Origin of the sequence: Sorangium sp. So ce295 (assembly GCF_051527405.1) — a bacterium.
In the GTDB taxonomy this organism is placed as follows: Bacteria; Myxococcota_A; Polyangia; order Polyangiales; family Polyangiaceae; genus Sorangium; species Sorangium cellulosum_B.
This window is the reverse complement of sequence record NZ_CP150324.1, coordinates 4,357,373-4,382,573: the sequence shown is the minus strand read 5'-3', so window position 1 is coordinate 4,382,573 and position 25,201 is coordinate 4,357,373. Positions and strand designations below refer to the sequence as shown.

Annotated in this window: 18 protein-coding genes; 7 read left to right on the top strand and 11 right to left on the bottom strand. The window is 72.1% G+C overall.

Annotation, left to right across the window (positions count from 1 at the left end):
• Positions 1 to 1,215: a hypothetical protein gene (locus tag WMF11_RS16615; protein ID WP_437978123.1), complete on the bottom strand. Its 1,215-nt coding sequence runs from the start codon at positions 1,213 to 1,215 to the stop codon at positions 1 to 3.
• Between the two features lie 129 nt (positions 1,216 to 1,344).
• On the opposite strand from WMF11_RS16615, the gene WMF11_RS16610 reads away from it, so the two are divergent.
• Positions 1,345 to 2,595 (top strand): esterase/lipase family protein, encoded by a 1,251-nt coding sequence (locus tag WMF11_RS16610; protein WP_437909355.1) that lies wholly within the window; start codon positions 1,345 to 1,347, stop codon positions 2,593 to 2,595.
• Complete coding sequence (locus tag WMF11_RS16605; RefSeq protein ID WP_437552836.1) at positions 2,592 to 3,353, top strand: uracil-DNA glycosylase; 762 nt, start codon at positions 2,592 to 2,594, stop codon at positions 3,351 to 3,353. The genes WMF11_RS16610 and WMF11_RS16605 overlap by 4 nt, the downstream gene beginning before the upstream one ends.
• Here WMF11_RS16605 and grxD read toward each other — a convergent pair.
• Complete coding sequence (grxD, locus tag WMF11_RS16600) at positions 3,350 to 3,664, bottom strand: Grx4 family monothiol glutaredoxin (RefSeq protein WP_437552835.1); 315 nt, start codon at positions 3,662 to 3,664, stop codon at positions 3,350 to 3,352. The genes WMF11_RS16605 and grxD overlap by 4 nt on opposite strands.
• Positions 3,665 to 4,336: 672 nt before the next feature.
• On the opposite strand from grxD, the gene WMF11_RS16595 reads away from it, so the two are divergent.
• Positions 4,337 to 5,020: a hypothetical protein gene (locus WMF11_RS16595; RefSeq protein WP_437909352.1), complete on the top strand. Its 684-nt coding sequence runs from the start codon at positions 4,337 to 4,339 to the stop codon at positions 5,018 to 5,020.
• A 280-nt stretch (positions 5,021 to 5,300) separates the two neighbouring features.
• Positions 5,301 to 6,875, top strand: coding sequence for a hypothetical protein (locus WMF11_RS16590; protein ID WP_437978122.1), 1,575 nt, complete (start codon positions 5,301 to 5,303; stop codon positions 6,873 to 6,875).
• A 4-nt stretch (positions 6,876 to 6,879) separates the two neighbouring features.
• On the opposite strand, the gene WMF11_RS16585 is transcribed toward WMF11_RS16590, so the two are convergent.
• The 5 genes from WMF11_RS16585 to WMF11_RS16565 all read right to left on the bottom strand — a co-directional run bounded on the left by WMF11_RS16585 (position 6,880) and on the right by WMF11_RS16565 (position 16,197).
• Positions 6,880 to 9,756: a hypothetical protein gene (locus WMF11_RS16585; RefSeq protein WP_437978121.1), complete on the bottom strand. Its 2,877-nt coding sequence runs from the start codon at positions 9,754 to 9,756 to the stop codon at positions 6,880 to 6,882.
• Positions 9,757 to 10,197: 441 nt separating this feature from the next.
• Entirely contained in the window at positions 10,198 to 11,541 is a 1,344-nt protein-coding gene (locus WMF11_RS16580) for a zinc-ribbon domain-containing protein (protein WP_437552831.1), read from the bottom strand.
• 402 nt (positions 11,542 to 11,943) lie between these two features.
• Positions 11,944 to 13,677 (bottom strand): sigma-54-dependent transcriptional regulator, encoded by a 1,734-nt coding sequence (locus WMF11_RS16575; protein WP_437909344.1) that lies wholly within the window; start codon positions 13,675 to 13,677, stop codon positions 11,944 to 11,946.
• 298 nt (positions 13,678 to 13,975) lie between these two features.
• Entirely contained in the window at positions 13,976 to 15,613 is a 1,638-nt protein-coding gene (locus WMF11_RS16570; protein ID WP_437909342.1) for a GMC family oxidoreductase, read from the bottom strand.
• On the bottom strand, positions 15,610 to 16,197 hold the full coding sequence (locus WMF11_RS16565; protein WP_437978120.1) for a gluconate 2-dehydrogenase subunit 3 family protein: 588 nt from the start codon (positions 16,195 to 16,197) through the stop codon (positions 15,610 to 15,612). The genes WMF11_RS16570 and WMF11_RS16565 overlap by 4 nt, the downstream gene beginning before the upstream one ends.
• Before the next feature lie 179 nt (positions 16,198 to 16,376).
• Here WMF11_RS16565 and WMF11_RS16560 point away from each other — a divergent pair, with 179 nt between their 5' ends.
• A complete protein-coding gene (locus tag WMF11_RS16560) occupies positions 16,377 to 18,017 on the top strand; it encodes a hypothetical protein (protein WP_437978119.1) in 1,641 nt (546 codons plus the stop codon).
• Positions 18,018 to 18,099: 82 nt separating this feature from the next.
• Here the strand turns inward: WMF11_RS16560 and WMF11_RS16555 are convergent, their stop codons facing one another.
• The 4 genes from WMF11_RS16555 to WMF11_RS16540 form a co-directional block, all read right to left on the bottom strand.
• Complete coding sequence (locus WMF11_RS16555) at positions 18,100 to 20,193, bottom strand: ATP-dependent DNA helicase (RefSeq protein WP_437978118.1); 2,094 nt, start codon at positions 20,191 to 20,193, stop codon at positions 18,100 to 18,102.
• A 10-nt stretch (positions 20,194 to 20,203) separates the two neighbouring features.
• A complete protein-coding gene (locus WMF11_RS16550; RefSeq protein WP_437552825.1) occupies positions 20,204 to 20,629 on the bottom strand; it encodes a hypothetical protein in 426 nt (141 codons plus the stop codon).
• A 127-nt stretch (positions 20,630 to 20,756) separates the two neighbouring features.
• Positions 20,757 to 21,140, bottom strand: coding sequence for a PilZ domain-containing protein (locus WMF11_RS16545; protein ID WP_437909334.1), 384 nt, complete (start codon positions 21,138 to 21,140; stop codon positions 20,757 to 20,759).
• Between the two features lie 121 nt (positions 21,141 to 21,261).
• Positions 21,262 to 21,771, bottom strand: a complete 510-nt coding sequence (locus WMF11_RS16540) for a hypothetical protein (protein WP_437552823.1) — start codon at positions 21,769 to 21,771, stop codon at positions 21,262 to 21,264.
• 129 nt (positions 21,772 to 21,900) lie between these two features.
• Between WMF11_RS16540 and WMF11_RS16535 the strand changes: the two genes are divergently transcribed.
• Together WMF11_RS16535 and WMF11_RS16530 are read left to right on the top strand one after the other, a co-directional pair.
• A complete protein-coding gene (locus WMF11_RS16535) occupies positions 21,901 to 23,712 on the top strand; it encodes a peptidylprolyl isomerase (RefSeq protein ID WP_437978117.1) in 1,812 nt (603 codons plus the stop codon).
• Complete coding sequence (locus WMF11_RS16530; RefSeq protein WP_437552821.1) at positions 23,709 to 25,004, top strand: M16 family metallopeptidase; 1,296 nt, start codon at positions 23,709 to 23,711, stop codon at positions 25,002 to 25,004. The genes WMF11_RS16535 and WMF11_RS16530 overlap by 4 nt, the downstream gene beginning before the upstream one ends.
• The last annotated feature ends 197 nt before the right edge of the window (positions 25,005 to 25,201 follow it).

Sequence of the window (25,201 nt, the reverse complement as noted above, 5' to 3'; positions counted from 1 at the left end):
TCACTCCTGGCCCACGCCGACCTGCAGCTTGCGCGCGACGGTGCGGCTCGCGGTCGTCGCCCGGGTCGGCCCGCCGACGGGGAACGTGATGACGACCGCGCCTGTCCCGCCCTTGGTGATGCCCCCGCCGTGCGCCCCCACCAGCTTGCCCAGGCTCGCGGCATCGAGCGAGGCGCCTGCGCCGCGCAAGGCGTCGATCGGCCCCACCCCTGGCAGCGCGGTGAGCGCCCCTCGATCGACCGCCGACATCTCGGCGAAGAGGCCGGACGCATAGACGAGCGCCGTCGCCGCCGCGGCCGGATCCGAGCCGCGGAACCAGGCGCCGGCGTCGTGGTAGGGCAGGTGCGCGCAGCGCGCGTACAGGGCGCCCAGCGCCGCGTCGGCCGCGTCGGCCATGCGATCGCCGAGCGCGACGAAGCGCGCCCGGTGCGCGGGATCGAAGTATGCCCGCGCGTATCCGCCGGAGAAACGCGCGGTGATCGCGCGCCACGACGGAGAGCGCCTTGCCTCCTCCGCATCGAACCCGGGGACGATCTCCACGACCCCGTCGGTGATCGCGGCGAGCTCGGCGTCGGCGCCCGACGTCAGCTTGCCCTGCGCGATGAGCGCGCCGAGCCCCACGGACTCGGCGGTCAGAGCTGGTGGCTCCCCGGCGCCGGAGGCGACCTCCGCAGCAGCTGCGCCGCGAGGCATCGCCAGCCAGAGCTCGGCGACCCAGCCCGCGAGCTCGAAGGGCCCCATGGAAGCGCCGGCGTAGATCCGCTTACGGGCGGCCTCGCAGGTGCGCGCGTTCCGCGCCGCGTCCTCGCCAGACGTCGTCTCCGGCTCTGTCGGCGAGGCGGCCGGGGCCTCCCGCGATCGGAGCATGCGCGACGCGAAGAGCGCGACGACGACCACCAGCGCGAGCGCGCCGACGGGGATCACGAGGTGCCGCGCTGGCCGGACCCGGGCGGCCGGCGCAGGCGGCGCGAGCGAGCTCACCGCGCGGTGCGCCTGAGCGAGCCGCCGCGCGATGTCGGACGCCTTACGCGTGCGCAGCTCTTGTGGCAGAAGCGGCCACTGCTCGACCAGCTGCTCCAGATCGATGGCAACGGGCGCACCGCGCCCGCGCAGCGCGATCTGGCGCCCCTGCACGCTCACCGAGCCCGATGTTCCAAACAGGCCAAGGGCCTCCTGTACAGCCGCCTCGATCTCCCGCGCGCTGGGGTCGTCCACGATCGCAGGGTAGCCGGATTCGCCGCCGGCATGCCGCCGCTTCTTCACGCCGCCCGGCTGTCACGGTCGCAGGCGCGGGCGGCGACGGAAATGCCGCGGAGGGCCGGCGGACATGGCACATTCCCGCGCGTGCAGAAGACGCGCGTCTACCTGTCGCCGGGCATGTTCGGCTTCGCGACCCTCGCCTCCCTCGAGTATTTCGAGCATTTCATCCGCGCGATCGAGGAGCGGTTCCGCGATCGCGGCCGGATCGTCGAGATCCACGTCTGCGAGGTCCACCCGACGGCCTCCATCCTCCGCCGAGCGGCGAAGCTCGCCCGCCTCGTGGACGAGAGCGCCGGGGACGACGACGGCCCCATCCACATCGTGGGCCACTCGACCGGAGGCCTGGACGCTCGCCTCGTCGCTTCGCCCACGTCACGGCTCCCCGGGAACGCTCACCGCCGGCTCGGCTGGACGAGCCGGCTGCGGTCCGTCACCACCATCAACACGCCCCATTTCGGCACCCCGCTCGCCGCCTTCTTCGCCACGGTGAGCGGCCAGCGCCTGCTCTACGCCGTCACCGCGCTGACGGTGGCCGGCCTCAAGCTCGGCGCGCCGCCGCTCGCCGCCGCGTCGGCGCTGGTCGCCGCCTTCGGCCGGGCGCAGCTCGGCTTCTTCGAGGTCGAGCTCATCGATCGCGCGGTCGAGAGCTTCATCCGCGTGCTCGACGACGCATCGAGCCGCGAGCTGCGCGCCTGGCTGAAGCTCTTGCGCGACGACCAGGGCGCCATCGTCCAGCTCATGCCCGAGGCGATGGATCTGCTCCACGCCGGACTCGAGGACCGCGCGGGCTTGCGGTACCAGAGCGTCGCGACGTACGCGCCACGCAACGCCGTCCGCGACTGGGTATCGGCGCTCCGGTCGCCGTGGGGAGCGATGTCGGCTGCCATCTTCACCGCGCTGTCGAACATCACCGCCCGCCTGAACGAGCACTACCCTTGCCGCTCCCATGACGGCTCGATCGAGCAGAAGCTCGCGCGCGTGCTCGGGGAGCTGCCGCCGCCGGACGCCAACGACGGCGTGGTCCCGCTGGCCTCGCAGGTCTGGGGGGAGCTCATCTGGGCCGGCAAGGCCGACCACCTGGACATCGTCGGCCATTTTCCGGGCAAGGGCGGGCACATCGACTGGCTGGCGAGCGGAGCCCGCTTCAATCGCCTGCGCTTCGACGCGGTGCTCGACCGCATCGTGACCGGGATGGTGGCCGGCGAGCAGAGCGGCCTGACGGAGCACCCGGCGGCGCCGCCGCGCCCGCTCGCGGAGGCGCGCGCATCGGAGCGCGGCGTGGACGTGGGGCAGAGCAGCGCATCGACGAGCTCGGGCGGCGAGCCCGCCGCGTGAGCCGCGGCGGCGCGGCGCGCGCGCTCGATCTGATCACGGCGGAGCTCGTCGAGTGCCGGCGCTGCCCGCGGCTCGTGGCGTGGCGCGAGGACGTCGCGCGAGAGAAGCGGCGCGCTTACCGGGACCAGACCTACTGGGGCCGCCCTGTGCCGGGCTTCGGCGATCCGGACGCGCCGCTCGTGATCGTCGGGCTCGCCCCGGCGGCGCACGGCGGGAACCGCACCGGCCGCATGTTCACGGGCGATCGATCGGGTGACTTCCTCTACGCGGCGCTCTATCGAGCGGGGCTCGCCTCGCAGCCGACGAGCACCTCGCGCGACGATGGGCTCTCGCTCCGGGGCGTGTTCATCACCGCCCCCTGCCGCTGCGCTCCCCCGGACAACAAGCCCACGATCGCCGAGCTCGCGGCGTGCCGCGGGTGGATCGACCGAGAGCTCGCGGCGCTGCATCGGGCGCGCGTCTACCTCGCGCTCGGCAAGATCGGCTATGACGCCGTCGGCGCGCTCGCCCGCTCGCGCGGCGCGTCCGCGGGGGATCGCGCGGAAGCTCACCCGCGCCTCCCGCCGTTCGCGCACGGCGTGGAGGCGGCGATCCCCGATCCGCGCGGCGGCGCCGGGGCGGCGCTGCTCTTCGGCAGCTACCACGTCAGCCAGCAGAACACCCAGACGGGGCGGCTCACCGGCGACATGTTCGACGAGGTCCTGCGCCGCGCCGTCAGCGCGGCGGGGCTTCGCTCCCCCGAGCGATCCGGACGTTAGTCCTGCTTCGACAGGAGCTTCTGCAGATCGCCCGACTGGAACATCTCCGTCAGGATGTCGGAGCCGCCGATGAACTTCCCGTCCACGTAGACCTGCGGGATCGTCGGCCACTGTGAGAAGTCCTTGATCCCTTGGCGCAGCGAGGGATCGGACAGCACGTTGACGTCCTTGAAGTCCACGCCGCACTTTTTCAGGATGTCGACGGCCCGCGCCGAGAACCCGCATTGCGGGAAGGTCTTGGTGCCCTTCATGAAGAGGACGACGCGGTTGCTCTCGACGGTATCCTTGATCGCCTGGTGGATGTCGCTCATGGCTCGTTCCTGATCTCCCGCCGCGAGCGGGATCGCCCATTGTTCAATCTACACAGAAGCGGCGCGTGACTGCCGGGCCGCACGCCGTGGCGTGCCGGCCGGGCTCGCGACGGGACCGCGCTGGGCTCGCCAAGCGGACCACGTGACCGCCCCGCCCCGCGCGCGGTTGTGAACGGGGTTTCTGGTGTCGCCCTCCGCCCGCGTCAACTGGGCTGGAGCGCCGCAGGGGTCCCATGGAGGGCGCAGGGACCCGTGGTTCCTCCGGCGGGTGCGCCGACGGCTTGGTGCGTCTTCGCGAGGAATGGGGGGCGGTAGGCGGCGCCGGCCAGGCTCAGCGCATCCATCGGGGGGCTCGACGGCCGCGGCCGTGTGGGGACACGGGGGGCGATCGACACCGCGCGCGCCCGCCCGCGAACACGGAAACGTCGAACGCTGGTCGACAACGTGCTCCAGGACCTGTGTGCCCAGGCCGCGGCGACGCCGCTTTCCGCTCGCTGGACGCGCCTCGTGCCATCTGCACCGCAGCGTCTGGCCTCGCGCAGCCAAGTCGTTGTAGAACACGCCCCCACCTCGGCCGTCTTACCGACCGTGACCAGCGGCGGTGAGCCGCCGCGGGTGCGGCGAGCGTCCCATTCTCGCGGCCTCACCCGCACAACCCTGAAGGAGCCTCGTATGCGCTTGCACGTCCTCATCCCAGCGGCCCTGCTCGGCCTCGCGCCCCTCGCCTGCGGCGGCAGCGACCCGGAGCCGAACAACCCGTCGCAGATGCAGAACCAGTACGGGGCGTCAAACCAGTACCCCCCCGGACAATACCCGCCCGGACAGTACGGTCAGCCCACCCAGCCGGGCCAGTACGGCCAACCCACCCAGCCGGGCCAGTACCCGCCGCCGGCCAACACGACCCCCACCCCGGCGCCGACGACGCCGACCGCAACGGGCACGAGCACCGGCCAGGCGACCCCGATCGCGCCGGCCGCGGTCAGCGCAGCGACCCCGATCCTCACCGCCATGGCGGCCTCCGAGGTCCAGGGCATGCAGCCGGAGGGCGGCGCGTTCGCCGGGCAGTTCCAGGACGGCCAGACGCTCGAGCAGCCGTTCAATATCCAGCCGGGCAAGTGTTACTCGGTGATCGGCGTGGGCCTCGGCGTCCAGGAGCTCAACCTGCAGATCGTCGCGCAGCCCGCGCCGATGCTGCCGCCCGTGGTGCTCTCCCAGGACAACACCACGGGACCGAACGCCACGCTCGGTGGCAAAGGCTCTTGCTTCAAGAATCCGCTCCCCGTGGGCGGCCCCGCGAAGGCCATCATGACCGTCAAGGGCAGCGGCCTCGCCGTCGCCCAGATCTACGTGAAGTAGTCGCGCCCCTGCAGGCTGGCGCCGTCTGCCTCAGGTATCGAGGCGCGGCGCCGCCGGTCGCGCCCAGGGACGTCCGCTGCCCTGCGGTCGTCCGCTGCCGCCACGCAGCCCCGGCACCACCGCCTCGCGGCACAGCTCGCGACGGCACGATTGTGCGACCCTACTCACCCCAAGCTCTGCTCGGCAGCGTCGGTGGCCGACGGACAGGGCTCACCCGGAATGCCGTCGTACGTTTGCCCCTCCACTGTTCGCTGGGGGAGATGCAAGGTACACTCCAAGAGTGAGCTTGCCTTGGAAGTACTCGGCTCCCTGGATCGCCATCGTCGGACTGGCGTCCTGCTCTTTTCGTATGGCCGATGAGTCGACGGGCGGCCCCGATATGCCCGGGGACACCGCTCAACCCACGGTCCTGGCGTTCGAGGAGGAAGGCACGCTCCAGCTCGTGCCAGGGGAGCTGCGCACGGTCTGGGTCACGGGACAACCACCGGCGCCCTACGAGGTGAGCTTCACCCTCCTCGGCGAAGCTGCAGGTGCATGGGTCGACCGCACCACGGCCGTCGCGGACGAAAATGGCAGGGCCTCGGTTCAGCTCCACGCGTCGACCCTGGGAAGCACGTTTCGGCTCCGCGCCGCGACAAAGGGCGGGCCGTCCGCGGAGCTCGGTGTTTCGGTGAGCGCGGAGGGCTTCGGTACGCTCCGCGTCATCCCGGTCTACGAGGGGACGCGCGTCGCGAAGGACTGGACGGCGAGCGTCGTCGCGGAGGCCACCTGCGAGGAGATCGCAGCCGCTGCGCCCGAAGCACCCGTGGGCGCGCTCGTGGCGCACGGCGGTCCGGACGAACCGGTGGTCGTCAAGGGCGCGCCTGTAGGGCCGAGCCTTACCGTCGCCCTGCACAGCGGTCGGATCATGTGGGGTTGCGTGGGCGAACGAGAGCTGCAGGCCGGCTCCGCGCGCGACGTCCGCGTCCCGATCAAGGACCTGCCGATCGATATGGCGGCGGCGCGCCTCGACACGAAGCTGACCCTCGTGACGGCGGAGGGCCTGAGCGCGATGCTCGAAGCAGCGACCGAGCAGCTGCTCGACGCCTTCTTGCCTGCCGGCGCGGAAGCCGCGTCCCTGCTCGACGCCATGCAGCGCGCGGCGCCGCCGGACCAGGCGCGCGCGCTCGCCGCGCAGCGGGTCGAGCGTGACTGGGACGCCGCAGCACAGGCGCACCTCGCCGCGCTCCCGATCCCCCTGCGCGACAGGTGTCGTGGATGGGCGCGTACCGGGCTCGCGGGGACGCCGCTCGCGCTCGACGGCCAGCTGAGCGGCGTGGCGGACATGCAGGGACGCGCGCTCTTCGAGGCGAGCTGGCTCGGCAGCGTGACCTCTGACAACGCGGGCGTACCACCGGCACATTTCATGTCGTGGACGGCGGATCCCGGCGACGTGCTCCGGCTCGCGGGGACGCTGACGTGGTCGCCAACCCGAACCATCGGCGGGCTGACGGGGCTCGGGGTCGCAGCGGAGACGGCCGCGGAGTCCGTCCCCGCGGCGCTCGCCGCTGCCGCAGAGTGCCAGGCGCTCGGCGAGCTGCTCGGCGGCTACTCCGACTGCACGAGCGACTGCATGGCGATGCTGTGCACTGACGGGCTCACGCTCCTGTGGCGTGCTGGAACCGAGGCATCGGAGACAGCCGGGAGGATCGGCGAGATCGTCGTGAACGCTTCAGGCCCTGCGCAGCTCGACAGCTCCGCCGCGCCGATCGCATGGACGGCTGACTGGCTCGGGACCATCCGCGACGGAGGAGGCGAGGAGGTCGGCGTCGAGGGACGGGTGAACGCGGTTTCGCCGGAGGCCATCACCCACTAGCGGATCATCTGGCGGCGTCCTTCGGCTCGCAGCGCAACCGCCACCTCCGGCCCGTTGCGCGCTCGGTCGCAGCGAGCGGGATCGCGCTGGCGCCAACGTCGTTCTGCTTCTCGGGTGCCTTCGCGAAGGCGCCCTGCAGCCTCACCGCCATCGCCTCGACGCACGCGCTGCCTGGATCCAGGCGAAGCCGGAACTCGGCGCCGTCGACGGAGGGAGAGCTTCCGCCGACGTCGAAGCTCGGCGAGCCCTCCAGGCTCGTGTCGAGGAGCCAGCCGTCCTGACCCGGAGCGCAGCGCTCGATCCGCGTATCCGCGAGGTCCTTGCGGCCGAGCGGCACGGCCTCGCCGAGCGCGCCGGTCTCGCGGTCGATCGGGAGCACGTGCCAGGAGCCGGCGCGCACGCCAGGGTCCGGAGCCGCCGAGATGAGCAGGCCGACGCCGCCGCCCAGCGCACGCCGGACCAGGCGCGGAGGATCCACGCCGTAGCCCGAGCGGCCAGGGCGATAGTAGGTCGCCAGCTGCCGCGCGATCCCGAGGTCGGCGCGCCACAGCGCCACGACGTCATACGAGCCGCCGGGCGTCGCGAAGAACCACGTCTCGCCGAGCCGCACGGCGCCGTTCGGAAACGGCCGAAGGAAATTCCCGGCGCGGCCTGCGCTGTCGCGCAACGGAAGGATCGGCAGCCCTTCAGAGGCCGCGAACAGGCTGCAGCCGGCGCCGCGACACACGTGGGTCAGCGCGGCCCGTCCGCCAGGATCGAGGTACGCGCCCCAGGACGCCGCCCCCTGACTCACCACCCCGAGCGCCTCGGCGGCCGACGCCTCATCCGACCAAGGCGAGGCGCTCACGCCGCTGGAACGCACCCCGCCATCCGGGTCGAAGCGATCGTCGAAGCGGAGGAGCCAGCGCCCGGCGCGCGCCCAGTCTGCGCCTCGCTTGCCCCATGCGTAGGCGCGCATCGTCACGATGTCGTACGGAGCCCCGTTATCGAGGCCTATCTCGTCGGCCCCGCGCTTGGGCGGCGGCGTGTTGCGGAAAGGAGCCCACGGCGACGTCGGTATCTCCGTCGACGCCGAGCGCGTGACCGACGAGGCCGGGCGCGCTCCCTCGGCGCGCGCGGCAGGCGCGGCGGGAGGCTTGTCCGGCAGCGGCGGCGTCGAGGAGCCGAGGGCCGCGCAGCGCATCGCGATCGGGCTCCCCGCGCGGAGCGGCGTCTGGAGCACCGGCGGCGGCTTCGCCTCGGCGAGATCGTCCGGCAGCGCCGTCTTGCCCCAGCCGACCCGGATCCAGCCCCTGAAGACGCAGCCGACGGGGCCGCACGCGCGCGTCCTCGACGCCGCGGTGTCGGCGTCCCGCTCGGGCAGATCGAGGGAGCGCCAGGTCATGCCGCCGTCCGTCGACTCGGCGGCGCGCTCGCCTTCTCCGAGGGAGAACGCGAACCGCCCAGACAAGAGCGCGCCCGTGCCGTCCTGGCGCGGCGCCCCCGCGGTCACCTTCCCGCTCTTCGCGTCGATCCGAACGCCCACGATCGGACCGCCTGCCTCTACCCAGCCGCCGATGACGCCGGGCTCGCGCTCCTCGAACCCTTCGATCCACATGCCGTGCTGCAGATCGCGCGCGGTGCTGCGCGGCTTGGGCGGGAGGATCAGCGGGACGGTCGTGACGTCGCTCCCCTTGAGCAGCGTGAGCTGCCCCGACGCGTCCAGGCGAGGCGGCGAGAGGACGGCGATGCGGCCGTCGGACAGCGCGACGACGCGCTCGATGCCGACGTCTCGCGCGGGCGCGCGGACGTGGATCTCGCGGGTGCGCCCGTCGGCGGCGACGACGCAGTACGCACGCCCGGCACGCTCCGCGCTGTCTTCGCTGCAGGAGCCGCGGATCACCAGCGCGCCGTTGCCGCTCGCGACCACGAAGCGGGGCTCGTCGAAGCGCATCAGCCGGCGCATGCCGAGCGGCGGCTGGAAAGCGTACAGGGTCGTCGGCCCCTCGCGCTCGCCGCACACGAACCCGAACGACGCCCCCGCGCGGATCGCATGGCAGGCCGCCTCTCGCTCCGGATAGGCGTCGGGCGCGACGTCGATGACCGCCCCGTCGCGCAGCGAGACGCGCGCCAGGGCGCCGCCGCGAGCCACCACCGCGGTCGTGCTCGAGTCGGGCCACCCGTCCTCGACCGCGGCGCGGAGCGGGCGCCTCCCGAGAGGCCCCTGCGCGCGCGCCGGCGGCTCCTGCACGTCGTCGGAAGCCTCCAGCGTGCGGTACGTCACGCCGCCGCGCGCGTCGACCGCGTAGAGCCCGCTCGCGGTCATGACGGCAGGATCGCCGCCGACGACGGCGACAGAGGTCGGCCGCGCGTCGATCTCGACCTCACGCCAGGTGGCCCCTGCGTCGAACGTGACGAGCAGGCCGCGCAGATCGGCCTCGACCAGGGCGCGCCATCCGTCGGCGAACGCGATCTGGCCGTACGTGCTCGCCGGTGGGAGCGGGCCGAGCGGCATCGCCGCGCCCGTCTGCGCGTCGATCGCGAGGAGCCGGTGGCTGTGCGAGAGCCGCGCGTAGAGGCGATCGAACCCCGCGAGGATCTCGTTCGCCTCCGACGGCAGCTGCACGAGCGGCTCGAGCGGGGCGAGCCACGCCTGGGCCCGCCAGAGCTGCGCGCTGCCGCGGCTCGAGGCGTGGAACAGGTACCCGCCGCCCAGGCGCGTCGGCAGCTTGAGCGAGGTGATCTGACCTGACGGCAACAGGTCGGCGGCGCGCTCCAGCGATCCATCGTCGTGCGCGACGACGCGCATGCGATCGATGAGCACCCGCTTGGCCCCCGCCTCGCTGGCCACCACCCCGCGCTCTCCGACGAGATCCGGGAGCAGCCGCGATGGAGTGACCATGGTCACGAGCGCCCCCTGCGAGGATCGCCCGCCCGTAGCCGGGCGCGACGCTTGCCCGGAAGCGCTGCGATCGCTCGACGCCGGTCCTCCGGAGGGCGCCATCGCCGCCTGTCCACCGCACCCTGCCGCGCTCGCGCAAAGGAGCAGCGCCATCGCGGAGCGCCGCGCCGCGCCCGGCATCCGCCGAGGAATCGGCGCGCGCAGCCGCCCGTCGGGCTCACTCATGACGGACGATGCTAGCGCGGCGGTCCAGGCGCCGCACCGTCCTTGCGGGCGCCCGCGTCAAGGTTCAGCCGCGGCTCGCGTCGCGCGTCTCTGCAGCGGCTGGCCCACGCCGGTCGCGCATCGCCCGCCCAGCGCCGGAGCAGCCGCTGCACGCGCGGCTCCGGCGACGAGCATCTCCGCTCACCGATCGGACGACGGCCGACGGCCGACGCGCGTTCACTTGCCCTTTGCGGAGCACTGCATCGCGCACATCAGATCGCCGACCGCGCACCCGCAGCCGCCGCGCTTCGCGGGGGCCGGAGCGGCCGGCGCCGGGGCGGCCGCAGCAGGCGACTGCTTGCCTGCGGTGCTGCCGCCGGTGTTCGGTCGCGGCGTCGGCCTCGCGTTCGGGCGCGCCCCTGCTGCCGTCGGCGTGGCGCTCGGCGCGGCGCTCGCGACCGGCTCTGCCGTCGCGGTCGCCGACGCCGTCGCCGGCGCGGTGGGCGCGGGCGCCGGCGCCGTGTCGAGGGGCGCCGTCGTCGCCGGCGCGGCGGCCGTGGGCGGCGCGGTCTCGACCGCGGTGGGGACCGGCGTGCTGCCCCCGCCCTTCATCAGAAAGAAGACACCTGCGATCGCGATGCCCGCGATCGCGATGCCCGCGGCGATGATCAACGGGGCGCGGTTCTTGGAAGGGGCCTCGCCGACGTTCGGCGGCGCGACCGACGGCGCTCGCGCCGTGGTGACGATCGGCGCGCTGAGCTGGAACAGGCCGCCGTCGTTGGCGACGATGCTCGCGACGGGCGACGGCGCTCGGACGCCAGCTCCCGACGCGAGGGCCTTCAGGTCGATGAGGCCGGAGTCGTCCGAGGCGCTGACGGCCGCCCGCGCCGGGGCCGGAGCGGCGGCCTTCGCCGTGAGGGCGCTCAGCGAGAACAGCATCGAGTTCTCGTCGCGCTGGCCAGGCGCGGCGCCGCTCTTGAAGAGCGGAGCGCTCGTGGCCACGTCGTCGGAGCTGGGCCGGTGCGCCTCGACGCCCGGGCTCGCGCCGAAGAGATCCTGCGTCGGACGCGCCGGATCGCGACGCACCGCCGCTGCTCGAGGAGCGGCCGCCGCGACCGACTCGACGCCCGGGGAGGTCTGCCCGAGGGCCGCTCCCCCGCTGGGCGCGGACGTCGACTGCACCGGCGCCGCTTCCTGCGCGGCCACGGAGGCAGGAGCGCTGCCAGCATGCAGGGCCGCGACGATCGTGTCGATCTGGCCGAGCGGCTGCCAGTCGGCCATGCCGTCCGCCCAGACGTACGTCTCGGCGTTGATCACCCCCGACTGGTAGCTCGTGACGATCTCGGCCAGCGCCATCGAGCGCTGATCGCCGTCCGCCACGTTGACCAGGTACGTCGTCCCGTCATTCGGAACGCTCGTGCCGGAGACCGGATCGGCGACCCCGCCGTTGGTCGTCACGCCCGAGCTGTTCACGAGGATCGTCGCGCCGCATTTGCGGCACTTGATCTTGACGGTTCTGCCTTGGACCTTCTCGTCCGAGACGGTGTATTTCGACTGACAGGACTGGCAGGTGATCTTCATTGGGGGCTGGCCCGCTGGGGTGTAGTGCCGGCGAGGCGTCGCGTAGAGTTTACCTTGATGCCGCGCCGGTGGCTCGCTCTCTGACGTGCCAGTCGCGCGTCTGATCTCGCAGCTCCGCTTTACGATAGCCGAGGTCGTCGTCCCTTCGTAAAGCACAAAGGGACGGACCTCCAACGAGACCGTTGTCGGGGTGCGGCGCAGCAGCGCCCAGATCGGGCTCCGGAGTGCGACCAGCCGCCTCGCGGGGCGGCTCAGGGGCCCATCCGCGCGGGGAGGCGCCTCACACTCGACACGCCCGCGCGACCCGTGATTGCTGCGGCACTGCGAACCTGCGGTGTGGCGGTGTGAGCTCGCGGCGCGGCGCGGTGTGGCCTCGCGGCGCAGAGCGGCAAGGAGGCTCCGTCAGGCGTCGCCGCGCGCGGAACCGAGCTCTTCCAGGACGGGCTCGTCCGTGACGACCGGCACATCGTCGACCGGGTCTTGCGGCTCGGCGCTCTCGCTGTGCCCCTGGGCCTCGTGGCTCCCCACGTGCTCCCCGTACGCCTGCAGCTTCGAGTACAGGCCGCGGCGGCTGATCCCGAGCACGCGGGCGGCGCGCTGTTTGTTGCCGCGCACCGCCTCGAGGGTCAGCAGGATGAGCTTGCGCTCCGCGTCCGCCAGGCGCGTTCCGACCGGAAGGCGCAGCACGAGCGGGTGCTCGGCCGCTTCGCCGGCGTCCCGCGACGGCTCGGCCTCGTGCGCGCCCGCCTCCCCCGGCCTCCGCGGCATCGAGGCTGGGCCGATGGAGGACGGCACGGGCTGCGCGCCGACGTGCGACGGCACGGGCTCGGAGGGAACCACCAGGTCGGCGGCATGAACGATCGGCACCGAGAGCGGCTCGGCCGGCTCGGCAGGGACGACCGGAGCCGCCACCCTCGCCGACGGGATGCTGTCGTAGGAACGCCGGCCCGAGCGCCGCTCGATCCGGCCCTGGCCGAGCTGGACGTCGTTGGCCGAGACCAGCTCGTTCGAGGCGAAGAGCGCCGTCTGCTCGATGACATTGCGCAGCTCGCGGACGTTGCCCGGCCAGTCGTGCTCGGTCAGCCGCTCGACGGCGGCGTCCGAGAGGCGGCGGGCCGGGGTGCCGTAGCGCTTGGCGAACTTCAGCAGGAAGCGCTCGGCGATGGGCAGGATGTCCTCCCTGCGCTCGCGCAGCGGCGGCAGCGTCACCGTGAACACGTTGAGCCGGTAGTAGAGGTCCTCGCGGAAGACGCAGTCGTCGACGAGGTCGAGCAGGTCCTTGTTCGTGGCGGCGACGACGCGGACGTCGGCCTCGATCTCCTTGCGGCCGCCGACGCGCGTGAACCGGTACGTCTCGAGCACGCGGAGGAGGCTGACCTGCACGGCCGCGTCCATCGTGCCCACCTCGTCGAGGAAGACGGTGCCGCCCGCCGCCGCCTCGAACTTGCCCTCCGCGGCCGCGAACGCGCCGGTGAACGAGCCCTTCTCGTGGCCGAAGAGCTCGCTGCCGATGAGCTCGCGCGGGATCGCGCCCGTGTGGACCGGCACGAACGGGCCCGCGCGGCGGCGGCTCCGGTTGTGGATGGCGCGCGCGACGAGCTCCTTGCCCGTGCCGCTCTCGCCGACGATGAGCACGGGGGCCATGGTCGCGGCGACGCGATCGATGCGGGTGAAGACCTCCCGCATCCGCGGCGAGCCGCCGATCATCCCCTCGAACACGAGCTGCCCATGGAGGGGATCGTCGTCGTCGAACTCGGTCGGCGGCGACGAGAGGAGCTCGCGCACGAGCAGCACGAGGCGCGCCGGATCGAGCGGCTTCTGGAGGTAGTCGGCCGCTCCCAGCTTGAGCGCGTCGACGGCGCTGGTGATCGACGCCGCGCCGGTGACCATGACCACGTGGGGCGGCGGCGCCTTCGGCTCGGGCCCCTCGAGCTCGCCGGGCGAGAGCCGGCGCATCAGATCGACCCCCGTCATGCCCGGCAGGTTGAGATCCGTGACGAGCACGTCAGCCGGCGTCCGCTGGTGGATCTCGAGCGCTTGCTCGCCGCTCGACGCAACGACGACGTCGAGCCCTTCATGGCGCAGCACCGCCTCGAGGATGGCCGCCTGGTCGGGCTCGTCCTCGACGAGGAGCACACGGCCGTGATGGCTGTGGCTCCGATGCGTCGAGCGCGCTTGTCCGCGCGGAATTGCAGCTGAAACTGCGTTCGGTCCCAAAGCTTCCCTCCCAGCTCGGCGGACGGACGGCTCGGCCCCGTGCGAGTTGAAACGTGCCGTTAAACTTGTACCTCGCGGGGCCTCGTATCAACTCGGGAGTTGCCTCCTTCTCGGGTGCAAAGCCCCCCTCACATACCGTCCGCGACATGCCGTGCCTGCCCGACGGATGTGGCGCCCCTGGCTCACTGACTCCTGTGGTGACACGCCGCCGCGCGCATCACCAGCGCTCGATGATGCCGCATGCGATGCGATCGGCCAGCGCCATGCACGTAAGCATCGGATTCACTGCCGGACTTCCAGGAAAGATGCTCGTGTCAGCGACGTACACATTGTCCAGATCGTGGCAGCGCCCCTCCTCATCGACCACCCCGTCCCGCGGGCGCCTCGACATCCGCGCCGTACCGAAGGCGTGATTCGCCGCGGTGATCGTGTCGCGCCCGTCGAGCCGTTTGCTCTTCAGGATCTCGGCTTCTTTGGGCGACGTCAGCTCGTCGGGCACGCCGTGCAGCCCGGGCAGTATCGACGAGGCCCCCGCCGCCCAGCAGATGTCGGACAAGATGCCGAGACCGCGCTGGATCTTCTCGACGTCGCGCGGTGCGTAGTCGAATCGCACATCAGGGTCCCAGCTGCCGCGCTTCGGACGCACCGTCCCGCGCGACTGCTCGGCTGCAATGATGACGTCGAACGGCGCCATCCGGTTGTATGTCCGGAGATGACGCTGGTAGTCGTGCCCGAGGCCGGGAAATCGCGCGGCGAGCACGGCCGGAGGCGACCAGAGGACCTCCAGCTTGATCCCTTGCTCGATGAAGTGGAGCGAGTGATAGCCCTGGGTCGCGCCCTCCCATGGATCGATGGGCTCCGGGAACACCGCCATGATGGCGAGCCCAGGGTGGAGCTGCAGCTCGTTGCCCACATGGCCGCTCGAGCCGGCGGCGCCGCTGCGGAGCAGGATGAGGGGGGTCGCCATGCAGCCGGCCGCGAGCACCACGAGCTCCGCCCGTATCTCGACGGGCGCCCCCTCGCGCCAGGTGAACGGCTCGATCGTGCGCCCGCGCATCCCGGTTGCGCGCCTGCCGGCGAGCAGCAGGTGCTCGGCGCGCACGCTGGTGAAGACGCGGGCGCCCGCCCGGATCGCGGCGGGGACGTACGAGACGTCGGTCGACATCTTTGCGCGGTTGCGACACCCCGTGAAGCACTCGCCCGAGCCGCGGCAGCCGCGCACGTTGCGGTGGGTCGGCTCGCTCGACAGCCCCAGCGCGTCGCAGCCGCGCTTGAAGCGCAGGTTGCGCTCGCCCTGCACCTCCATCGGCGTGGGCGAGACGCCGAGCAGGCGCTCGACGCGATCGTAGTGGGGCAGCAGCGCGTCCAGGGTGAGCGAGGACGTGCCGGTCCGCTCTGCCCACTTGTCGAACACCCAGGCGGGCGAGCGCGCGCAGATGGCCGAGTTGACGACCGAGCCGCCCCCGAGCGCGATCGCCTGCATGGTCGGGATGAGCATGCGCCCGCGGGCGGCGCGCATCCCGCCCTCGCGCAGCGTGCGCGAGAGCGACTCGCCCGGCTCCTGGCGGAAGTCCTCCACCCCGAACGGCGGCCCCTCCTCGACGAGGATCACGTCGCGCCCCGCCTCGGCGAGCTCCTTGGCGACGACCGCGCCGCCCGGACCGGAGCCGACGACGAGCACCTCGCACGACGCCCGCACCTCGCCCTCGTAGTCGGCGAACACCTTCACCTGCGAGCGCGGCTCGTCGGGCGCGAGCGGCTCCACCGCGCCCCGCGATCGGAGCGTCGCCTCGGAGAGCGAGCGCCGCTCGCGGGCCACGGCGCGAGGCGGCTCCGGGAAGGCGGGGAGCTTCACGCCGTCACCCCCGACGCGAGCGACGGGGGCGCCACGGCGGCGGGCTCACCCGCCGCTCCGCTGGCGGCGCGGCGCTCGAAGGGCGTGGCGCAGCAGGCGACGCCGATCGCGCCGGCGACCTTCTCGTTCGCGAGATACCCCATCGAGAGCATCGTCCGCAGCGAGAGGAACGTCACCCGCCGGAGGTAGATGCAGCTCTGCGCCATCGACGCGAGCACCGCGATGCGATCGGCCTGCGGGAGGCGGGTGAAGCGCGCGCGGCGCGGCCCGAAGACCCAGGGCGAGAGCTCGACGAAGTGGAACAGCAGCCGCATGTAGGGCCGGAGAGGCCGCGGTGTGCGCGCGACGTAGCGGTCCACGTACTCGACCAGCCCGGCCTCCGTGCCGGAGACCGGGATCGGGCCCCCGGCCGGGAACAGGGCGTCAGCGCAGGCCGCCACGATGGCCCGCTCCTTCACGGACAGCGCGGAAGAGGGCGCACCGGGGGCCGACGCCCTGCGCACGAGGAAGACCGCGGCGAGGGCGAGCGCCGCCAGGACAACGACGGGAACGATCACGGGCAGGTGCGCAACGAGCTCGCTCATCACTCGACTCCTTCCTTGTCAGCACGGGAAGCCGTCGCCGTGGCTGCCTCGACAGCGTAGCCCTACAGTCAGAGTGCGCAATTTCGTTCGCACTGCGTCCGGGTGTTCGCACACCATCCTGTCCCGATTTACGCAGCTCGACGTTGTGGCTGTGACAATCGCGGTATCGTCGGCGCCCGATGAGCGACGAGCCCGTGACCGCAGTGGGGAGGAGCGAGGAGGTGGGACACGACGAGTCCATCGAAGGCGAGGAGCCGTCCGGAGCCGAACGCCACAGCTCGCCGGCGCGCGATCTTCGAACCTGGCTCGCTGGCGCTCCCCTCCCCGCCTCGCTGGAGCTCACGCTCGGGCTGCTCGCGCCGATGGTGATCACGATCGCGGCTGCGCTCCGCGTCGCGAGCTTCACGATCGACGACGCGTACATCTCGTTCCGGTACGCGGAGAACCTCGCGAACGGAAACGGGCTCGTTTACAACGTGGGCGAGCGCGTCGAGGGCTACACGAACTTCCTCTGGACGGTGCTCCTCGCCGCGGCGGTGAAGCTCGGCGCGGCGCCGGCGGCGGCGGCGAAGGTGCTCGGCGCCGCGTGCGCCGCAGGTGCGCTCGTCCCGACCTACCTCCTCTCCCGGCGGCTGCGTCCGTTCTCGAACGTGCCCTGCCTCGCGACGTGGCTGCTCGCGATGAGCGTCCTCTTCTCCGGCTACGCGGTGTTCGGACTGGAGACGCCGCTGTTCCTCCTGCTCACGCTCGCGGGGACCGAGCTCTTCTTCCGCGAAGAGGACGCCGCCAGCGACGACAGCGGCGCTCGACCCGCGCTCGTCTCATGGCTCCCCTGGTCCGGCGCGGTGTTCGCGCTCGCCGCGCTCACCCGCCCGGAGGCGCCGCTGTTCCTCGGGTTGCTCGTCGTCTGGCACTCGGAGCAGGCGCTCTCGCGCCGGAGCGTGCTGCGCCTTGTCGCGTTCGCGCTCCCGGTCGCCGCGCACCTCGTGTGGCGGCATAGCTACTACGGCGCGTGGCTCCCGAACACGCTCGCCGCGAAGACGGGCGACTTCGCGCAGCAGATCCAGGGAGGGGGCGACTACGTCCGCAAGTACGCGCAGCACGCCGGCGCCTTCCTGTGGCTCGGGATCCTCTCGGTCGCCTCATCCATCGTCCACCGGCGCCGGAGCGGCCTCGCGATCGCGTCGATCGCGCTGCTGTTCGGCGTGTACGTCGTCGCGGTGGGCGGCGACTGGATGCCTTACTTCCGGTTCCTCGCGCCCGCGGAGCCGTTCGCGTTCCTGCTCGCCGACGACGCGGTCCGCGCGATCGCCGCGCGCCGCGAGCGCGTGGCGTCGCTCGCGATCGCGGCGTTCGGCGCGATCACGATCGCGACCCGCGCCGGCGAGCTCGTGCGGGCCCAGCGGAACCTCCTCGTCAACGACAAGGGCTTCTGGGACGACGCCGCAGGGCGCTCCGCGGTGTGGCTCGTCCAGAACGCGGAGCCTGGCCCCATCGCGCTCGCCGACATCGGCTACATCGGTTACCGCACGGGCTTCCCGGTCGTGGACCTGCTCGGGCTGCTCAGCCCCGAGGTCTCCCGCCTGCCGGGCGCGTACACGCACAAGGTCGGGGCCGGCTACACCGACGCGATCTTCGCGAAGAACCCGCGTTACTTCTTGCTCATCTCCTCCGCGATCGACTGCAAGAGCCCGACGGTGCCCTCCTCCCGCGCCTCGTACGACGACCCCAGGTTCAAGGCGGACTACAGGCTCCGCCAGGCCATCGCCCTCCGGAAGGGCGGCGCCTGGTGCATCTACGGGAAGACGTCGTATCCCTGACGAGCGCTCCGACGCAGCCCGCGCGTCGCCGGAGCGCGCGCCTCATCTCGCGCTTCGCCTCGCGGCCCCTTCGCGCCGCGCCTCACGTCCGCGCCGGCGCTCCGCCTCGCTCCGCTTCCGCGTCGGCCGCGTGGGCCGCCCAGAAGGCGCGCACGTCCTCGATGCGGTCGGTCCGGCGCGCGTCGGGCAAGCTGTCGAGCAGCACGCGGCCGTAGCCGCGCGTGCGGATCCTGCGGTCCAGGATCGCGACGATGCCGCGATCCGTGCGCGCGCGGATCAGCCGGCCGAAGCCCTGCTTCAAGGTGATCGCGGCCTGAGGCACGCTGTAGGCGATGAACGGGTTGCCGCCGCCCTGCTCGATCGCCGTGCACCGGGCCGCGACGACGGGATCGGTCGGCACCGCGAACGGGAGCTTCTCGATGATCACGAGGCGCAGGGCCTCGCCGGGGACGTCCACGCCTTCCCAGAAGCTCATCGTCGCGACGAGCACCGCGTGCCGCTCTGCGCGGAAGCGGCGGAGCAGCGCGCCCTTCGGCGCGTCCCCCTGCACGAGCAGCGGGGCCTGCCGCCCCGGAGCGCTCCCATCCGCGCGGGCCACCGCCGCGGCGCGCCCGAGCCGGACGCGGAGGGCCGCGGCGAGCGCGTTCATGGCGCGGATCGACGTGCAGAGGAGGAACGCGCCGCCGCCCGTGATGCCGATGAGCTCGGCCGCGCGATCGGCGGCCCGCTCGACGAACGCCGCGTCGGTCGCCTCGGGGAGGTCGCGCGGCGTGTAGAGCAGCGCGGCGGTCGGGTAGTCGAAGGGCGAAGGGACCTCGAGCTCGTCGACAGGGACGGACACGTCCTCGTCGAGGCCCATCCGCGAGCGGAGGAAGCGGAACCCCGCCCCGGCGGAGCCGCCCGTCGTCAGCGTGGCGCTCGTCAGCACCACGGAGCCGATCCGCTCGAAGACGTGCTCCCGCAGCATGTTCCCGAGATCGACCGGCGACGCGCCGAACGAGACGGCGCGGCCGCGCACCTCGACCCACGTGACCTGGTTCGTCGCGGGGTCGACGATCCGCGCCGCGTCGTCCCGCAGCTGCGCGGCGCGGTTGCCGACGAGCTGCACCGCCTCGTTGATCGCGTTCGCGCTCGCGTACGCCGCGAGCGCCTCGAGGTGGTCGTCGAGGCGGTGGTACGCGTCGAGCAGCTCGCCGGACCAGGCGTCCCTGGCGAGCGGGCTCCGGGCTTCGCCGCGATCCCCGCCGCCGGCGGCGCCGCCCAGCGAGGCGAGCCGATCGAAGAGCGCGTCCGCGGACTCGCGCACCACGGCCGTGATCGCCGTCCCCTCGCCCCGCCCGAGGATGCGATCGGCGAGGCCCGACGCGATGAAGGCCCGGTCCGCGTCGCGCAGCATCGAGTCGACCCGCGCGCGAGAGACGCGGACGCCGAAGAAGCCCGTCGCGATGTCCTCGAGCTGGTGCGCCTCGTCGAAGATGACCGCGTCGTACGGCGGGAGCGCGCCGGCGCCGGCGAAGCCGCGGCGCGCTCCGGCGATCTTCAGCGCGAGATCCGCGAAGAAGAGGTGGTGGTTGACGACGAGGAGGCGCGCCGCCTCGCTGTCGCGCTTCATCCGCGTGACGAAGCACCTCTCGAAGTGCTCGCACGAGGCGCCGAGGCGCGTCTCGCTGGACGACGCGACCTCTCGCCAGAGCGGATCCCCCTCGGCGAGGTGGGCGAGCTCCGCGACGTCGCCCATCTCGGTCTCCTGCGCCCACGCCTCGATCAGCGGCAGCGAGCGCCCCGCGATCCCGGCGCCCGCGCCGGGGCTGGTCCGGAGCTCGCTGAAGCGCCGCAGGCACAGGTAGTTGCCGAGCCCCTTCACCAGCGCCGCGCGCGGATCCAGCCGGAGGTGCTCGGCCACGAGCGGCAGGTCCTTCGTGTAGATCTGGTCCTCGAGCGCCTTCGTCGCGGTCGAGACGACGACCTTGCGACCGCTCAGGATCGCGGGCACGAGGTAGGCGAGCGTCTTGCCCGTCCCGGTGCCCGCCTCGCAGAGGAGGATGCGGTCCTCCGCGAGCGCGCGCTCGACGGCGCTCGCCATCGCCACCTGCCCCTGTCGGTCCTCGTACCCGTCCAGGCCGCGCGCGAACGGGCCCGACGGCCCGAGCAGGCTCGCGGCGCGGTCGAAGGGCATCGCGTACCGCTCAGCGCGGCAGGGCGGTCTTCTCCAGCGAGAGGGCGAACCCCACCTCGCTGACGGCGAGCTCGAGCGACGCCACGCGCTTCTCGAAGTGGACCTCGCACCACGTATCGAGCGTCCTCTCGGCGTCGCCGGGGTCGCGGACGTGGCGGAGGGCGGCCTCGGCCTCGGTGTAGCCACGCGCCACGGCAGGCTCGGCCATCCCGCGCGCGCGCTCGAAGAGCAGCTCGTCCGCCGCACCCGGGAAGTCGTTGCGCTGCGCGCGCACGACGAACCCGACCCGCAGCGGCTCGGCGCCCACGACGATCCCCGAGTCCATGAGGAGGTTCTCCCGCACCCGCTCCGCGACCTGCACGGCGTCGCCCCGGGTGCGGTAGACCTCGAATCCGGCCTGGAGCAGGGCCTTCTTTATCTCCGCGGGTGTCGGCATCTTCCGCTGGTTTCCGGCTACCCCCAGCTGTCAGCAGGAACATCCATCGCAAAATTGCGGGTGCCTCGTCAAGCCGACAGCGCCTACCCCGTGTGGCGCTCTGGCGCGCCGGCGCGCTCCTGTGGGCTCAGGAGCTCGATCGCGGCGACCTCGAGGGGCCTCCTTCCAGGCCCCCCAGACCGTTGATGCCCTCCCGACCCTCCAGGCCATCCAGGAAGCACACCCCAACGATCGATCCATCGGGCTCGTCTTGCACCCACATTATCCTACCCGGACGTGGGCTTCTGCCGTCGAGCCAGACCGTTAGCTCGGTACCGGGATCGAGTGAATTTTCTATCACCACCCTGAGCCCGCCGACGCTCACGTTCAGCGTCCAGCCGGCGACGGCGCGCTCGCCGGTCTCCAGGCGTACCCGTTCGCTCAGCTCACGGCGTGGGCTCCTGCGACGGTTGGCCAGGAGCTCAGGCGGAATCTGGAGTGACGGGGGTGTGAGGGTTCTGCGTCGAATCACGAAAGAAAATTACAAGCACACGCCGTGCCCGGGGACAGAAATGTGAGCTCCGGTCGATATTCAGTATGGACGGGAGCTGCGTCCTGCGCGGTGCACGAGGATGCACCCTCTACGGCGGTCCTCAGTGCGCGTCGGCGTGATCGGGCTGGTGGCCGGAGCCGTCGCTCGGCTCCTCGAAGACGGAGACGGGCTCGAGCAGGGAAAGCTGCTCGCGCTTGATGCCTACGCCCTTGTCGGAGAAGAAGAGGTCGTTCTCCTGAAGCCGCGAACGCACACGGGCGATGAACAGGATAGGCATGCCCGCCTGCGTGTAACCGAGCTGCACGAGCGTGCCCTTCGGCCAGTTGCCGCCGTCGAACGCGAGCTCCTTGCGAAGCGTGTAGAACCCTTCGGCGGGGAGGCGCTGCAGGGAGTCTGCCCACGTCGTGCCCCGGAACGCGACGGCAGGGCCGTGGAAGTGCCAGCGGTTGTGAACGTTGTGGTCGGGCGTCGTCACCGTCGGCAGACCGTTGTCCGAGTGGTTGTGGAAGGAGACGATGGTGCCAGCAGGCACCTTGTCCTCGTGTCCGGGGAGCGGCTTTGTCGTCAGGTAGAGGCCGCAATCGGGGAGGTGTGACTTCGAGCTTGCCATGGCATGTGCCCCTAGCCCCGCTCCCGACCGCCGTAAAGACACGCCGTCGACGCCGTGCTATGCCGCGCCAGGCCAAGGCGGGAGGCCGCTCGAAGAGCGAGCGGCGCACGCCCCGGGAGCGAACCCTTCGTGAACAGACTGAGCCAAATCTTCGGCGCCGCCATCATCATCGCGATCGCCGTCGTCTTCATCGTCCAGTTCCGCCCGAGCACGGGGCCCGTGCAGTCGGCCGGGAACACCTGCGCGGTCGAGGTCCGAGGCAGCTGCATCTCCTCCATCGACTTCAACGCGTCGAAGAACCTGCTCGCGATGCGGAGCCCCGACGAAAACCGCCTCCGGGCGATGGGTTACCGGCGGCTCACGGCGGAGGGGCTCTACGAGCGGTGGCTCCTCAACGAGGACGCGAAGCGCCTCGGGATCACCGTCTCGGACGACGAGCTCACGAGCGAGCTCGTGGCTGGCAGGGTGCATGTCTCGCTCCCGGCAGACAAGATCCGCCAGGTCGGTTACGCCCTCAGCCTCCGGGAAGACCTCACTCGCTACCTGGACGTCCGCAACCGGCAAACGAAGAAATTCGACAACAAGCAGTACGAGAAGCAGATCCGGAACATCACGAAGATGAGCCCCACGGACTTCCGCGATTACCAGCGGAAGGAGCTCATCGCCGCCCGGATGCGCGAGCTCATCCGGGCGCGGGTCCGGGTCGGCGAGAATGAGGCGTTCGAGCAGTTCTCGCGCGAGAAATCCACGAGGACGCTCGCCTATGTGCGCTTCGACCGGCGCTTCTACAGCGATCTCATCGTGGACACGTCGGAGAAGGCGATCCAGGCCTGGGCCGACAACAACAAAGAAGAGCTCGACAAGGCCTGGGAGGGGCGGAAAGCGCAGTATCAGCCCGAGTGCCGCGTCGCCCGAGTCCTCGCGGTCGAGGTGAAGCCCGAGGAGGCCGAGCAGGGGCCGGAGGCGGGCAAGGCCGCCGCGAAGGCGCGGATCGAGGGCGCGGTCCAGCGCCTCAAGAAGGGTGAGAGCTTCGCCGACGTGGCCCGCAGCGCGAGCGACGATCCGAGCGCGGCGCGCGGCGGCGAGCTCGGATGCGTGGCCAAGGGCCGCCTGAGCAAGCCTGTCGAGGACAAGCTCTTCGAGATGAAGGCGGGCGATGTGTCCGACCTGATCGAGACCGAGGAAGGCTTCCACGTGATCAAGCTCGAGCAGATCGCGAAGGACGCCGAGGCCGAGAAGATCGGCCGGCAGGAGACGGCGCGCGACCTCTACATCGCCCACGAGTCGGAGCGGCTCGCGGCCGAGGCCGCGAAGCAGGTGCTCGCCGCCGCCGCGGGCGGCAAGTCGCTGGAGGACGCGCTCGCCGCGTACATGGCGCAGCTCACGCCGGCGAAAGCGAAGGAGAAGGAGGGCGCCGCCGCGCCGGGCGCAAAGGCGAGCGGCGGGGCCGCCGCGGCGAAGCAGGATGGCAACAAGGACGCGGGCGCGAAGGAGGGTGGCGAGGCCGGGGAGGCGCGAGTCCCCTACACGATCGCGACGCACCCGAACCGGCCCACCGTCGAGACGAGCCTGCCGTTCAACGTCTCCGGCTCGCCCATCGCCGACGCGAGGGACAGCACCGAGGCCGCGCGCATCGCCTTCCAGCTCGACAAGCCGGGCGACCTGCCCAAGGACGTCGTGGCGCTGGCGAACGGTTATGCGGTGATCCAGCTCAAGGAGAAGACCTCTGCGAGCCAGGAGCAGTGGGACAAGGATCGCGAGTTCTACACGTCGGCCATGCGCGCCGCGAAGCAGAACGACGCGCTCATCGGGTACGTGCGCCGGCTGAAGTCGACGATCGGCAGCGAGGTGAAGTACGACCAGAACCTCCTCAAGGAGTCCAAGCCAGCCGAGGACGGCTCCGGCGAGCCGCCGCTGCCGCTCGAAGACGAGGGGGAATGACGTCGCTCCCGCTGCGTGACGCGCGCGACGTCGTCCTCTCGAACGGCCTCAAGGTCGTCCTCGTACCGCAACCGCACGTCCACCGGGCGGTCGCCTCGCTCTACCTGCGCGTCGGCTCGCGGTTCGAGAGCCAGCAGAACAACGGGATCTCTCACTTCCTGGAGCACATGGTGTTCCGGGGTACTCCGACGCTGCCGACCGCGCACGCGCAGGCGCTCGCCTTCGAGCGCCTCGGAGGGACGCTCTACGCGGCGACCCACGTCGACCACGGCGTGATGAGCATCTCCGTGCCGCCGACGAACCTGGAGCCGGTGCTCGCCCTGCTGGGCGAGGTGGCCACGTCGCCTCGCTTCACAGCGATCGAGGTCGAGCGAGGCATCGTGCGCGAGGAGATCCTCGAGGACCTCGACGACGAGGGGCGCGACATCGACGCGGACAACAACGCGCGCGCGCTCATGTACGAGCGACACCCGCTCGGGTTCACCATCACGGGCGACATCGAGGCGCTCGATCGCTTCGACGAGCCGATGCTGCGCGCCCACCACGCCCGGCACTACACGACGGCGAACGCGGTGCTCTGCCTCGCGGGGCGGCTCGATCCCGAGGCGTGCGCGCGGGTCGCCGAGCGGCACTTCGGCGCCATGCCGCGCGGCGAGCAGGTGCCCGCCGCGCCGCCGCCCAACGCGCAGAAGAAGCCGAGGTTCCGCTTCATCGAGAACCAGTCGAGCCAGACCGATCTGCGGATCGCGTTCCGGGGCGTGAGCGAGCGCGATCCGCGCGAGCCCGCCGTGGAGATGCTGCTCCGCGTCCTCGACGACGGCATGTCGACGCGGCTGTACGAGCGGATCTGCGATCGGCTGGGCCTCTGCTACGACGTGTCGGGGATGTTCGAGGCCTACGAGGACGACGGGGTCGTCGACATCGCCGCGGGCGTCCAGCACGACCGCGCGACCGTGGTGGTCCGGGAGATCTTCGCGCTGCTCCGCGAGCTCGCCGAGGTCGGCCCGCGCGAGGACGAGCTCGCCAAGGCGCGCGACCGCCACCTCTGGTCGGTGGAGGCGATGCTCGACGACGCCGAGGCGACCGCCGGCTTCCATGGGCTCGCCGCGCTCGCCGACATCACGCGCACCCCGGAGGCGCGGCACGAGGAGCTCGCGCGCGTCAGCGTCGCCGACGTGCGCGACGCCGCGCGCGCGCTGTTCCGGCCGGAGCGCCTCACCGTGGTAGCCGTGGGCCTGCTCCGCTCCTCGGAAGAGGCGAAGCTGGAGAAGGTCGTCCGCTCGTTCGGTTGACCCAGCGCGAGCCAGGAGCCGCGGCGCACCACGGCAGGGGCGATCGAAGAGGAAGCAGAAGGAGCCCCGGTAAGGAGGCGGCCGTCGATGGGCGCCCCCGTGCGCATGGCTGGCCACGGCTGCCCGCTGCACGAGAGCCTGCTCCGCCGCGCGACCCGAGGGTGCCCACGCATGTCAGCGGGGGCCTTCTCGGTGAA